At 62.2% G+C, this 12,782-nt stretch carries 9 protein-coding genes and 3 pseudogenes; 9 read left to right on the top strand and 3 right to left on the bottom strand.

Annotated elements, in window-relative coordinates; all coding sequences use genetic code 11:
* Positions 1–11: 11 nt before the first annotated feature.
* Positions 12–2,693 carry an alpha-ketoglutarate dehydrogenase gene (mdeB, locus tag G3436_RS08480; RefSeq protein WP_163943536.1) on the top strand — a complete coding sequence of 894 codons (2,682 nt, stop codon included), beginning with the start codon at positions 12–14 and terminating at the stop codon, positions 2,691–2,693.
* A gap of 75 nt (positions 2,694–2,768) precedes the next feature.
* Here mdeB and G3436_RS08475 read toward each other — a convergent pair whose 3' ends face one another.
* Positions 2,769–3,200 carry a ZapG family protein gene (locus G3436_RS08475; RefSeq protein WP_163943534.1) on the bottom strand — a complete coding sequence of 144 codons (432 nt, stop codon included), beginning with the start codon at positions 3,198–3,200 and terminating at the stop codon, positions 2,769–2,771.
* 137 nt (positions 3,201–3,337) lie between these two features.
* On the opposite strand from G3436_RS08475, the gene G3436_RS08470 reads away from it, so the two are divergent.
* From G3436_RS08470 to zapE, 3 genes and pseudogenes are all read left to right on the top strand, one after another.
* Positions 3,338–3,973: an alpha/beta hydrolase gene (locus tag G3436_RS08470; RefSeq protein WP_163943531.1), complete on the top strand. Its 636-nt coding sequence runs from the start codon at positions 3,338–3,340 to the stop codon at positions 3,971–3,973.
* Positions 3,974–3,997: 24 nt separating this feature from the next.
* Positions 3,998–5,346: pseudogene (locus G3436_RS08465) on the top strand (tryptophan--tRNA ligase).
* A gap of 81 nt (positions 5,347–5,427) precedes the next feature.
* Positions 5,428–6,523, top strand: a pseudogene (gene zapE / locus G3436_RS08460) (cell division protein ZapE).
* A gap of 89 nt (positions 6,524–6,612) precedes the next feature.
* Here zapE and G3436_RS08455 read toward each other — a convergent pair.
* Positions 6,613–7,509: a GlxA family transcriptional regulator gene (locus G3436_RS08455; protein ID WP_178116376.1), complete on the bottom strand. Its 897-nt coding sequence runs from the start codon at positions 7,507–7,509 to the stop codon at positions 6,613–6,615.
* A 214-nt stretch (positions 7,510–7,723) separates the two neighbouring features.
* The gene (locus G3436_RS08450; RefSeq protein WP_163943529.1) at positions 7,724–8,764 is read right to left on the bottom strand and encodes an NADP(H)-dependent aldo-keto reductase; all 1,041 of its coding nucleotides are present in this window, start codon (positions 8,762–8,764) and stop codon (positions 7,724–7,726) included.
* Between the two features lie 247 nt (positions 8,765–9,011).
* On the opposite strand from G3436_RS08450, the gene rplM reads away from it, so the two are divergent.
* From rplM to G3436_RS08425, 5 genes and pseudogenes are all read left to right on the top strand, one after another.
* Positions 9,012–9,440: a 50S ribosomal protein L13 gene (rplM, locus tag G3436_RS08445; protein WP_043862045.1), complete on the top strand. Its 429-nt coding sequence runs from the start codon at positions 9,012–9,014 to the stop codon at positions 9,438–9,440.
* Positions 9,441–9,454: 14 nt separating this feature from the next.
* Positions 9,455–9,847: a 30S ribosomal protein S9 gene (gene rpsI, locus G3436_RS08440; RefSeq protein WP_163943526.1), complete on the top strand. Its 393-nt coding sequence runs from the start codon at positions 9,455–9,457 to the stop codon at positions 9,845–9,847.
* A gap of 262 nt (positions 9,848–10,109) precedes the next feature.
* Positions 10,110–10,702, top strand: a pseudogene (gene petA / locus G3436_RS08435) (ubiquinol-cytochrome c reductase iron-sulfur subunit).
* Positions 10,702–11,913 carry a cytochrome b gene (locus G3436_RS08430; RefSeq protein ID WP_163943523.1) on the top strand — a complete coding sequence of 404 codons (1,212 nt, stop codon included), beginning with the start codon at positions 10,702–10,704 and terminating at the stop codon, positions 11,911–11,913. Before petA ends, G3436_RS08430 begins: the two are co-directional and overlap by 1 nt.
* On the top strand, positions 11,913–12,692 hold the full coding sequence (locus G3436_RS08425) for a cytochrome c1 (RefSeq protein ID WP_163943520.1): 780 nt from the start codon (positions 11,913–11,915) through the stop codon (positions 12,690–12,692). Before G3436_RS08430 ends, G3436_RS08425 begins: the two co-directional genes overlap by 1 nt.
* Positions 12,693–12,782 lie beyond the last annotated feature (90 nt).

The following is a 12,782-nucleotide window of genomic DNA, read 5'->3' as shown; positions in this document are numbered from 1 at the left end:
AGGTCTTGGCAATGGTGGCAATGATGAACCTTGTGCCGGAGGACGGCCTGGACGACGACAGCGACCCCGGCGAAACCGCCGAGTGGCTGGCGGCACTGGAGTCGACCCTGGCCCATTGCGGGCCGGCGCGGGCGCGTTTCCTGCTGGAGCAACTGGAGACGCATGCACGCGAGCTGGGTCTTGAGCGCGGCGCGCAACCCTATTCGGCCTACCGCAATACCCTCTCGCTGGAGCACCAGGGCGCCTATCCCGGCGATCTGGAACTGGATGAGCGCATCACCAGCATCCTGCGCTGGAACGCGCTGGCGATGGTGATGCGCGCCAACCACGCCTACGGCGACCTGGGCGGGCATATCGCCAGCTATGCCTCGGCGGCGGAAATCTTCGAAGTCGGTTTTCAGCACTTTTTCCGTGGCGAGCAGGGCGGCGCACAGCGCAGCGCCGACCTGGTGTTCTTCCAGCCGCACTCGGCGCCAGGCATCTATGCGCGAGCGTTTCTGGAGGGGCGCCTGAGCGAAGCGCAACTGGCCAGCTATCGCCAGGAGGTCGGGGGCTGCGGCCTGTGCTCTTATCCGCACCCGTGGCTGATGCCGGACTTCTGGCAATTTCCCACCGGGTCCATGGGCATCGGCCCGCTGAATGCGGTGTACCAGGCGCGCTTCATGCGCTACCTGCAGCACCGCGGCCTGGCGCAAACGGCCGGGCGTCAGGTTTGGGGCGTGTTCGGTGATGGCGAGATGGACGAGCCCGAGTCCATTGCCGGGCTGACCCTGGCGGCCCGCGAAAAGCTCGACAACCTGACCTTCATCGTCAACTGCAACCTGCAGCGCCTGGACGGCCCGGTGCGCGGCAACGGGCAGATCATCCAGGAACTGGAGGCGCTGTTCAGTGGCGCCGGCTGGAATGTGATCAAGGTGCTGTGGGGCTCGGAGTGGGACGCGTTGTTCGCGCGGGACAGCGAGCATGTGCTGCTGCGCCAACTGGCCGCCACGCCCGATGGCCAGTTCCAGACGCTGGGGGCCAATGACGGGGCCTATAACCTGGAGCACTTCTTCAACCAGCACCCTGCATTGCAGCGTCTGGTGGAGCACATGAGCTCGGCCGAGATCAATGCGCTCAAACGCGGTGGCCATGACTTTCGCAAACTGTACGCCGCGTTTGCTGCCGCCAAGGCCTGCAAGGGCCGCCCGACGGTGATCCTGGCCAAGACCAAGAAGGGTTACGGCATGAGTGCCGCCGGTGAGTCGAGGATGACGGCGCACCAGGCCAAGAAGCTGGATGTAGAGGCCTTGCTGGCGTTTCGTGACCGCTTTCATCTGCCACTGAGTGATGCGCAGGTGGAGCAGTTGCAGTTCTATCGCCCCGCAGAGGACAGCCGCGAGATGCGCTACCTGCGTGAACGACGTGCCGCGTTGGGGGGCAGCCTGCCGGCACGGCGGGCGCAGGCCCTGCCCGTACCGGTGCCCGCCCTGGAGGTGATGGGCGGTTTTGCGCTGCAGGCCGAGGGCAAGGCGATGTCGACGACCATGGCGGCGGTGCGCATGCTGGGTGCGTGGCTCAAGGCGCCGCAGCTGGGCCCGCGCGTGGTGCCGATCGTCGCCGATGAGGCGCGCACCTTCGGCATGGCCAGCCTGTTTCGCCAGATCGGCATCTACTCGCCCCACGGCCAGCGCTATGAGCCCGAAGATGCCAGTTCGCTGCTCTCCTACAAGGAGGCGCAGGATGGCCAGTTGCTGGAGGAGGGCATCACCGAGGCCGGCGCGATCTCGTCCTGGGTGGCCGCTGCCACGTCGTATGCGGTGCACGGCGAGCCGATGCTGGCGGTATACATCTATTACTCGATGTTCGGTTTCCAGCGCGTGGGTGACCTGATCTGGGCCGCTGCCGACCAACGCGCGCGGGGCCTGCTGTTGGGCGCCACGGCCGGGCGCACCACGCTGGGTGGCGAGGGCTTGCAGCACCAGGACGGGTCCAGCCTGGTGATGGCCTGCATGGTGCCCAATTGCCGCGCCTGGGAGCCATGCTTTGCCGGCGAGCTGGCGGTGATCCTGGCGCACGCGTCGCAGCGGATGATGGTGGAGCAGTGTGACGAGTTCCATTACGTGGCGCTGATGAATGAGAGCTATCCCCATCCGTCATTGCCGGCAGAGGTGCATGAGGCCGTGCTGCGCGGGATGTACCGGTTTGCAGAGCAGCCGGTGGAACCCGCCCATGGGCGGGTTCGCCTGCTGGGGGCCGGCGCTATCCTGCGGGAGGTGATCGCCGCCAGTGAACTGTTGGCCACCGACTGGGGCGTGGCCAGCGAGGTGTTCAGTGTGACCAGTTTCAGCGAACTGGCGCGTGATGCGCGGGATGTACAGCGCGCTCAACGGTTGGGGCAGGGCGGCAGCAGCCATGTGGCGCAGTGCCTGCTGGGTGACGCGCCGGTGATCGCCGCCACGGATTACGTGCGCGCCTGGCCGCAACTGATCGCCGAGTATGTGTCGGCGCCGTATGTGACGCTGGGGACCGATGGCTTCGGGCGCAGTGATACGCGCCAGCGCTTGCGACAGTTCTTCGAGGTGGACCGGTTCAGTGTGGTGCTGGCCAGCTTGCAGGCGCTGGTGGATGACGGCGTGCTGGAGGAGGGCGTGATGGTCGCTGCGCGGGAGCGGTATCCGGCGCTGCATGTGGCTGGGCCCTGGTACCGTTGAACAGCAAGAATGAAAAAAGGGGCACTTGTCGAAGTGCCCCTTTTTTACTGCCTGATGGCGAATGGGCCGCTGCGATCAGCGCTTGAGCCCGTAGTGCTCGTCCAGCATGCCCGGGGTGTTCGGTGCCTTGGGCGCGTAGTCGCGGGGCACTTCGGTGTCCTTGGGCGGCGTGAGGCGGTCGCGTGGGCCTTGCGTCTCCGAGTGCAGCGCGGCCAGCAGGCGCTGACGGGTCTGCTCGTCCAGGGCCAGGCGGTTGGCGCCTTCGGCCAGGTGATCCTGCACTTCCTGGTAGCTCTGGGTGAGCTTCTTGACCAGCGCAGCGGTGCTGTTGAAGTGGGTCACCACTTCACTCTGATAACTGTCAAAACGTTCCTGGATATCGTCCAGCTGCCGCTGCGTGCTGCTCGGGGCAGCATTGGGCAAGAGGCGGGCGACCAGGAAACCAACGACGACACCCACAACCAGGGCCAGGGTCGGCAACAACCAAACTAAGAGCGAGAGTTCCACGAGTCCTTCCTCTATAAACGGCTTTGCTTTACGTTAACGGCTCGGACCTGCGCTGTATACCGCGAGCGATCGCAAATATCTCAGACAGAATCATCAGCTAGACGAGTCGACCCCTCCAGAGGTCACGGAGTTCATCCTTGCTTATCCGCGAAACCCCCGTATTCATCGATGGCCCGGTCGGCCAACTGGAAGCCCTGTACCTGGACGTGGCAGACGCCCGCGGCATCGTCCTGCTGTGCCACCCCAATCCGGTGCAAGGCGGGACCATGACCAACAAGGTGGTGTCGATGCTGCAACGCACCGCCCGCGATGCCGGCTACATCACCTTGCGTTTCAACTACCGCGGCGTGGGCGCCAGTGCCGGCAGCCATGACATGGGCAGCGGCGAAGTCGATGATGCACAGGCTGCAGCCCGCTGGCTGCTGGAAAAACATCCGCAGTTGCCATTGACGCTGATGGGCTTCTCCTTCGGTGGCTTCGTCGCGGCCAGCCTCGGTGGTCGGCTCGAGGCCGCAGGCGTGGCCCTCAGGCACCTGTTCATGGTGGCCCCGGCAGTGATGCGCCTGGGCGTTGCAGACAGCCTGCCGCAGGGTTGCGCGTTGAGCGTGATTCAGCCGCAAGCCGACGAAGTGATCGACCCGCAGATCGTCCACGACTGGTCCGATGCACTGCCGCGCCCCCACGAGCTGCTGAAAGTGGCAGAATGCGGACACTTTTTTCACGGCAAGCTGACCGACCTCAAGGATCTGGTGCTGCCGCGCCTTTCGAACTGATACAAGCCTGATAAGCGATTAGCCATGACCACTCGTATCCTTACCGGTATCACCACCACGGGCACGCCGCACCTTGGCAACTACGCCGGCGCCATCCGCCCGGCGATCCTTGCCAGCCGCGAGCCGGGTGTCGACTCGTTCTATTTTCTGGCCGACTACCATGCGCTGATCAAGTGCGATGACCCGCAGCGCATCCAGCGTTCGCGCCTGGAAATCGCCGCCACCTGGCTGGCCGGTGGCCTGGACCCGGAGCGCGTGACCTTCTACCGTCAGTCCGATATCCCCGAGATCCCCGAGCTGACCTGGCTGCTGACCTGCGTCGCGGCCAAGGCCTGCTCAACCGTGCGCACGCCTACAAGGCCTCGGTGGACAAGAACGTCGAGACCGGTGAAGACCCGGATGCCGGCGTGAGCATGGGCCTGTACAGCTACCCGGTGCTGATGGCCGCCGACATCCTGATGTTCAACGCCAACAAGGTGCCGGTGGGGCGTGACCAGATCCAGCACGTGGAAATGGCGCGCGACATCGGCCAGCGCTTCAACCACCTGTTCGGCCAGGGTAAGGCGTTCTTCGCCATGCCCGAAGCGCTGATCGAGGAAAGCGTCGCCACCTTGCCGGGCCTGGACGGCCGCAAGATGTCCAAGAGCTACGACAACACCATCCCGTTGTTCACCAGCGCCAAGGACATGAAGGACGCGATTTCGCGCATCGTCACCGACTCGCGTGCCCCCGGCGAAGCGAAGGACCCGGACAACTCGCACCTGTTCACCCTGTTCCAGGCGTTCGCGACCCCGGCCCAGGCCGAAGCGTTGCGCTGCGAGCTGCTGCAAGGGCTGGGTTGGGGCGAGGCCAAGCAGCGCCTGTTCCAACTCCTCGACAGCCAGCTGAGCGAACCGCGCGAGCATTACCATCAGTTGATCGCGCGCCCGGCCGACCTGGAGGACATCCTCCTCGCCGGCGCGCAGAAGGCCCGCGCAATCGCCACGCCGTTCCTCGAGCAACTGCGCGAGGCGGTGGGCCTGCGTTCGTTCCGCAGCAGTGTGCAGGTGGGTGGCGAGGTGAAGAAGAAGGCCGCCAAGGCCGCCCGCTTCGTCAGCTTCCGTGAAGAGGACGGCAGCTTCCGCTTCCGCCTGCTCTCGGCAGACGGCGAGCAGTTGCTGTTGTCGCGCACGTTTGCCGACGGCAAGGCTGCGGGCGCTGTGAGCAAGCAGCTGCAGGCGGGCCAGGCCCTGGACGTGCGCGACGAAGGCCTGGGCTTCAGCCTGTGGCTGGAAGGCGAGTGCGTGGCCGATGGCCCGCAGTTCGATGATGCTGCGGCGCGCGACGCTGCCATCCACAGCCTGCGCGCGGCCTTGCAGCCCCAGCAGGACTAACGGTCAATCGCAAGTCTGATTGCCATTACCCGGGGCCGTCGCTACAGTGACGGCCCGCTTTTGTTGCCTTGCTAACGAATTATGACGCCCTTAGAACGATATCAAGCAGATCTGAAACGTCCCGATTTCTTCCATGACGCGGCGCAGGAAACAGCGGTGCGTCACCTGCAGCGCCTTTATGACGATCTGGTCGCGGCTCAGAACAGCAAGCCGGGCGTGTTCGGCAAGCTGTTCGGCAAGAAAGAGCAGGCGCCCGTCAAGGGCCTGTACTTCTGGGGCGGGGTAGGCCGGGGCAAGACCTACCTGGTCGATACCTTCTACGAGGCGCTGCCGTTCGAGCAGAAGGTGCGTACGCACTTCCACCGCTTCATGAAGCGTGTGCATGAAGAGATGCGCACCCTCAAGGGTGAGAAGAACCCGTTGACGATCATCGCCAAGCGTTTTTTCCGACGAGGCGCGGGTGATCTGCTTCGACGAGTTCTTCGTCTCCGACATTACCGACGCGATGATCCTCGGCACCCTGATGGAGGAGCTGTTCAAGAACGGCGTGACCCTGGTGGCCACCTCCAACATCGTGCCCGACGGTTTGTACAAGGACGGGCTGCAGCGGGCGCGTTTCCTGCCGGCCATCGCGTTGATCAAGCAGAACACCGACATCGTCAACGTCGACAGCGGCGTGGACTACCGTCTGCGGCACCTGGAGCAGGCCGAACTGTTCCACTTCCCGCTCGACGAAGCCGCCCACGAAAGCCTGCGCAAGAGTTTCCGGGCGTTGACGCCGGAGTGCACCCAGGCGGTGGAAAACGACGTGCTGATGATCGAGAACCGCGAGATCCGTGCGTTGCGTACCTGCGATGACGTGGCCTGGTTCGACTTCCGCGAGCTGTGCGACGGGCCGCGCAGCCAGAACGACTACATCGAGCTGGGCAAGATCTTCCATGCGGTGCTGCTCAGCGGCGTGGAGCAGATGGGTGTGGCTACCGATGACCTGGCGCGACGCTTCATCAACATGGTCGACGAATTCTACGACCGCAACGTCAAGCTGATCATCTCGGCTGAAGTGGAACTCAAGGACCTGTACACCGGCGGGCGCCTGAGCTTCGAATTCCAGCGTACCCTGAGCCGGTTGCTGGAGATGCAGTCCCACGAGTTTCTGGCGCGGGCGCACAAGCCTTAAACCGCGTCGCTGCTATCGCGGCTCAGGCCCCGCTCCCACACAGGTTTGCAGCGAACCTGTGGGAGCGGGCTTGAGCTGTGATAGGCCGCTCAGGCCGCCTGCATGAACTGCTGCCGGTACTGGTTCGGTGACAACTCCGTGTGCTGGCGGAACAGCCGCGCAAAGAAACTCGCATCGTCATAGCCCACCTCGTAGCTGATGGTCTTGATGCTCTTGCGCGTTCCCGACAGCAACCCCTTCGCCGTTTCGATACGCAGTCGTTGCAGGTAGTGCAGCGGCTTGTCCCCGGTCGCACTCTGGAACCTGCGCATGAAGTTGCGGATGCTCATGCCGTGGTTGCGCGCCACATCCTCGAAGCGGAACTTGTCGGCAAAGTGCTCCTCGAGCCACTGCTGGATCTGCAGGATGATCAGGTCCTGGTGCAGCTTCTGCCCGCCAAAGCCCATGCGTCCCGGCGTGTAGTTGCGCTGTACTTCGTAAAGAATGTCGCGGGCCACCGCCTGCGCCACGTTGGCGCCGCAGAAGCGCTCGATCAGGTAGATGTACAGATCGCAGGCCGAGGTGGTGCCGCCGGCGCAGTACAGGTTGTCGGCATCGGTGAGGTGCTTGTCCTGGTTCAGCGTGACCTGCGGGAAGCGTTCGGCGAACTGGCTGAAGAAGCGCCAGTAGGTGGTCGCCTCCTTGCCGTCCAGCAGGCCGGCCTCGGCCAGCCAGAACACCCCACTGGCTTCGCCGCACAGCACCGCGCCGCGTGCGTGCTGCTCACGCAGCCACGGCAACACTTGAGGGTAACGCTGGCACAGGGCATCGAAATCGTCCCAGAAGGCCGGCAGGATGATCACATCGGCCTGTTCCAGGCCGCTGTCCACGGGGATCTGCACATCGCTGAAGCTCTGCACCGGCAGGCCGTCGGGGCTCACCAGGCGCGTTTCGAACATCGGCTGCAGGCCTATGCCCAGTTGCTTGCCATAGCGCAGGCTGGCCAGGTGAAAGAAATCCTTGGCCTGCATGAGCGTCGAAGCAAACACCTTGTCGATGGCCAGGATGCTGACGCGCCGCAGTGATGCGGTAGGTTGGGTAAACATCATTGTCGTTATTCTTATAGGGTAGAGTGGTCAATCACCGGCTGGATCGTCTTATTTTTTGGCGATTGTGTCTACCCTCGGTTCCCGTGCCGGGCACGGGAACCGTTGCAGCACTTTACGGGGCAGGGTTGGGCTGGTCCTGGTGGATCGCCTCGATGGCCGCCAGCAGATCGTCACCGAGCCTGAGTTCGGCACTGGCCAGGTTGCTGTCCAGTTGCTGGAGCGAGGTGGCGCCGATGATGTTGCTGGTCACGAACGGTTGCTGGGTAACGAACGCCAGGGCCATCTGCGCCGGGTCCAGGCCGTGCTCGCGGGCCAGCGCCACATAGCGGCTGCAGGCGGCGACGGTCTGTGGGTTGGAGTAGCGCGAAAAACGGTTGAACAGGGTCAGGCGGCCCTGTGGCGGCCGTGCGCCGTTTTCGTACTTGCCCGAAAGCATGCCGAACGCCAGGGGCGAGTAGGCCAGCAAGCCGCACTGTTCGCGGATGGCGATTTCCGCCAGGCCCACTTCGAAGCTGCGGTTGAGCAGGTTGTACGGGTTCTGGATCGATACTGCGCGCGACCAGCCGCGGCTCTCGGCCAGTTGCAGGAACTTCATGGTGCCCCACGGTGTTTCGTTGGACAGGCCGATGTGGCGGATCTTGCCGGCCTTGACCTGCTCGTCCAGCGCTTCGAGGGTTTCTTCCAGCGGAGTGAAGTGGTCCTGGGGCAGGTGCTGGTAGCCCAGCTTGCCGAAGAAGTTGGTGCTGCGTTCTGGCCAGTGCAACTGGTACAGGTCGATCCAGTCGGTCTGCAGGCGCTTGAGGCTGGCGTCCAGCGCCGCGACGATGTGCTGGCGGTTGTGCTTGAGCTGGCCGTCGCGAATGTGGCTGATGCCATTGCCGGGGCCGGCCACCTTGCTCGCCAGGATCCAGTCGGCGCGGTCACCGCGCTGGGCAAACCAGTTGCCGATGATCTGCTCGGTGGCCGCGTAGGTTTCCGGGCGCGGTGGCACCGGGTACATCTCCGCGGTATCGATGAAATTGACCCCGGCCGCCTTGGCCCGTTCGATCTGGGCGAAGCCCTCGGCCTGGTCGTTCTGCTCGCCCCAGGTCATGCTGCCCAGGCACAATGCGCTCACGTTGAGGTCGGTGCGACCCAGCTGGCGATACTCCATGTCGATCTCCACGGCAAAAGAAGCATAAAAGCAGGTTGATATTTTTTCTGCAATCTGGATAATTCTGCACCTCTCTCAGCAGTGGAAGTGATGCCCCGCCGCCGAAGAATCTTGCCGAGTATTGGACGTGCTGACCCGAGCCCCCGATAGCGTCCGTATCCGGCTGCCTTTGACCTTGTCAAAGTACGCACTATTCAGTAAGATCTGCCGTCTTAAAATTGCGGGACGGCCCCTGAGGCTATAAAGAATGAAAACTTTTACTGCTAAACCCGAAACAGTAAAACGCGACTGGTTCGTCGTTGACGCTGCTGGCAAGACCCTGGGTCGTCTGGCCACCGAGATCGCGAGCCGTCTGCGTGGCAAGCACAAGCCAGAGTACACCCCTCACGTTGACACCGGCGACTACATCGTCGTGATCAATGCCGAGCAGGTACGTGTCACTGGTGCCAAGACTTCGGACAAAATGTACTACTCCCACTCCGGTTTCCCGGGCGGCATCAAGGAAATCAACTTCGAGAAGTTGATCGCCAAAGCGCCTGAGCGCGTGATCGAGACCGCGGTAAAAGGCATGCTGCCGAAAAACCCGCTGGGTCGCGACATGTACCGTAAGCTGAAAGTCTATGCGGGCGCTGTACACCCTCATACTGCTCAGCAGCCCCAAGAACTGAAGATTTAACGGAATAGTTCATTATGTCGGCGACTCAAAATTACGGCACTGGCCGTCGCAAGACTGCAACCGCACGCGTTTTCCTGCGTCCGGGTACTGGCAGCATCTCCATCAACAACCGCACCCTCGAGACCTTCTTCGGTCGTGAAACCGCGCGCATGGTAGTTCGCCAGCCGCTGGAACTCACCGAAACCACCGAGAAGTTCGACATCTACGTCACCGTTATCGGTGGTGGTGTCAGCGGTCAAGCGGGCGCTATCCGTCACGGTATCACCCGTGCACTGATGCAGTACGACGAAACCCTGCGTGGCGCACTGCGCAAAGCTGGCTTCGTTACCCGTGACGCCCGTGAAGTCGAGCGTAAGAAAGTGGGCCTGCGTAAAGCACGTAAGCGTCCTCAGTACTCCAAGCGTTAATTCGCTTCGGCGTTCAAAAAAAGCCCGGTTCCTGGTGGAACCGGGCTTTTTTTATGTCTTGAATAAAGGGGGCGTACGGGCTGTGTGACAACTTGCCGCATAGACGCAGGTCAAGTGCTATAAGGGATACAGGCTTTAGGTCAGGTAATAACCTTGTGTTAGATGGGTCTTTTCATTACCATGCGGCAAATTTTTAGCAGTTCGAAATTTACTTAGTAGATGCCTGTTGCAACAGGCCACAAAGCTGATGGGAGAGGACTGAATGAGCAATGACGGCGTCAATGCAGGCCGGCGTCGCTTCCTTGTAGCAGCACATCCGTGGTGGGTGCTGCAGGAGCGGTGGGGGCTGCGGTCCCGTTCGTAGGGTCATGGTTTCCCAGTGCCAAGGCGAAAGCTGCCGGTGCACCGGTCAAGGTCAACATCGCCAAGGTGGAGCCAGGTCAGCAGATGATTGCTGAGTGGCGCGGCCAGCCTGTGTTCATCGTCCGCCGTACCGAAGAGATTCTGGGCAACCTGAAGAAGATCACCGGCGACCTCTCCGACCCTGAATCCAAGGCCTCGGTACAGCCGACTTACGTCGACCCGTCGAACCGCTCGATCAAGCCGGAAATCCTCGTGCTCGTGGGTCTGTGCACCCATCTGGGCTGCTCGCCGACGTTCCGCCCCGAAGTGGCGCCTGTTGACCTGGGCCCCAAGTGGGTAGGCGGCTATTTCTGCCCGTGCCACGGTTCCCACTACGACCTCGCCGGCCGCGTCTACAAGGCCCAGCCGGCGCCGCTCAATCTGCCAGTGCCGCCGCACTCGTACGAGTCGGATGACATCATCGTCGTCGGCGTCGATCAGGAGAATGCGTGATGAGTAAGTTCATGGACTGGGTTGACGCCCGCTTCCCCGCGACCAAGATGTGGGAAGATCACCTGAGCAAGTACTACGCACCGAAGAACTTCAACTTCTTCTACTTCTTCGGTTCCCTCGCCCTGCTGGTGCTGGTCAATCAGATCGTGACCGGCGTGTGGCTGACCATGAGCTTCACCCCTTCGGCCGAAGAGGCGTTCGCCTCGGTCGAAGGCATCATGCGTGACGTGCAGTACGGCTGGATCCTGCGCTACCTGCACTCTACCGGTGCATCGGCGTTCTTTGTCGTGGTCTACCTGCACATGTTCCGTGGCCTGCTGTACGGCTCGTACCAGAAGCCTCGCGAGCTGGTGTGGCTGTTCGGCATGCTGATCTACCTGGCGCTGATGGCAGAGGCCTTCATGGGCTACCTGCTGCCGTGGGGGCAGATGTCGTACTGGGGGGCCCAGGTGATCATCTCGCTGTTCGGTGCCATCCCGCTGATCGGCGATGACCTGACCCAGTGGATCCGTGGTGACTACCTGATCTCCGGCATTACCCTGAACCGCTTCTTCGCCCTGCATGTGGTCGCGTTGCCGATCGTGATCCTGGGCCTGGTGGTGCTGCACATCCTGGCGTTGCATGAAGTGGGTTCGAACAACCCCGATGGTGTCGACATCAAGAAGAAAAAAGATGAAAACGGCATCCCGCTGGACGGTATCCCGTTCCACCCGTACTACACCGTCAAAGACATCGTCGGCGTGGTCGTGTTCCTGTTCGTCTTCTGTCTGATCGTGTTCTTCTTCCCGGAAATGGGTGGCTACTTCCTGGAAAAACCCAACTTCGAACAGGCCAACGCCTTCAAGACGCCTGAGCACATCGCGCCGGTCTGGTACTTCACGCCGTTCTACGCGATCTTGCGTGCGATTCCCGACAAGCTGCTGGGCGTGATCGCCATGGGTGCGGCCATTGCGGTGCTGTTCGTGCTGCCGTGGCTCGACCGTAGCCCGGTCAAGTCGATGCGCTACAAGGGCTGGATGAGCAAGATCTGGCTGTGGGTGTTCTGCATTTCCTTCGTGATCCTGGGTGTGCTCGGCGTGCTCGCGCCAACCCCGGGCCGCACGTTGCTGTCGCAGGTATGTACCTTCCTGTATTTCGCCTACTTCATTCTGATGCCGTTCTACACCAGGCTCGAGAAGACCAAACCGGTTCCGGAAAGGGTGACTGGCTGATGAAAAAGCTATTTGCAGTATTGATCCTGGCAGTGATGCCTGCGCTGACCTTCGCCGCCGAGCATGGCCTTGAACTGGATAAGGTCGATATCGACCTGTCCGACAAGGCCGCCATGCAGGACGGTGCCCGCACCTTCGCCAACTATTGCATGGGTTGCCACAGCGCCAAGTTCCAGCGTTACGAGCGTGTTGCCGATGACCTGGGCATCCCCCACGAGCTGATGCTCGAGAAGCTGGTGTTCACCGGCGCCAAGATCGGCGACCACATGAACATCGGCATGCAGGCCAACGATGCCAAGGCCTGGTTCGGCGCAGCGCCGCCCGACCTGACCCTGGTGGCACGGGTGCGTGGCAATGACTGGCTGTACAGTTACCTGCGTGCCTTCTACGAGGACCCTTCACGGCCATGGGGCGTGAATAACAAGGTCTTCCCTAACGTAGGTATGCCAAACGTCCTGGTGGGCCTGCAGGGGCGTCAGGTGGTGGGTTGCAAGCAGGTACAGACCGTGGTCGAGGGCAAGAAGCAGTTCGACCCGCTGACCGGTGCGCCGCTGACCCATGAGGCGTGCGACCAGCTGACCATCGTGCCGAAATCCGGTACCCTGACGGACGAGCAGTTCGACGAGAAGGTCAAGAACCTGGTGACCTTCCTGGCGTACTCGGCCAACCCGGTCAAGCTCGAGAGCCAACGCATCGGGACTTACGTGCTGCTGTACCTGGCCTTCTTCTTTGTATTCGCCTACCTGCTCAAGCGCGAATACTGGAAGGACGTGCACTGATCACAGCGTAATTTCTGGTAGTTTAACGCGCGCCCTGGGGTCACTCCGCAGTATGGAGGGGCCTTCAGGGCGCGTTTGCATTTGCAATTT

Origin of the sequence: Pseudomonas brassicae (assembly GCF_010671725.1) — a bacterium.
GTDB classification, from domain to species: Bacteria; Pseudomonadota; Gammaproteobacteria; order Pseudomonadales; family Pseudomonadaceae; genus Aquipseudomonas; species Aquipseudomonas brassicae.
This window is presented reverse-complemented; position numbering and strand designations above follow the sequence as displayed.

Excerpts from the sequence above, each read along its gene's own strand:
- mdeB (WP_163943536.1), top strand. The coding sequence starts at position 12 with ATGGTGGCAATGATGAACCTTGTGCCGGAGGACGGCCTGGACGACGAC.
- rplM (WP_043862045.1), top strand. The coding sequence starts at position 9,012 with ATGAAAACTTTTACTGCTAAACCCGAAACAGTAAAACGCGACTGGTTC.
- rpsI (WP_163943526.1), top strand. The coding sequence starts at position 9,455 with ATGTCGGCGACTCAAAATTACGGCACTGGCCGTCGCAAGACTGCAACC.
- G3436_RS08430 (WP_163943523.1), top strand. The coding sequence starts at position 10,702 with ATGAGTAAGTTCATGGACTGGGTTGACGCCCGCTTCCCCGCGACCAAG.
- G3436_RS08425 (WP_163943520.1), top strand. The coding sequence starts at position 11,913 with ATGAAAAAGCTATTTGCAGTATTGATCCTGGCAGTGATGCCTGCGCTG.
- G3436_RS08450 (WP_163943529.1), bottom strand. The coding sequence starts at position 8,764 with ATGGAGTATCGCCAGCTGGGTCGCACCGACCTCAACGTGAGCGCATTG.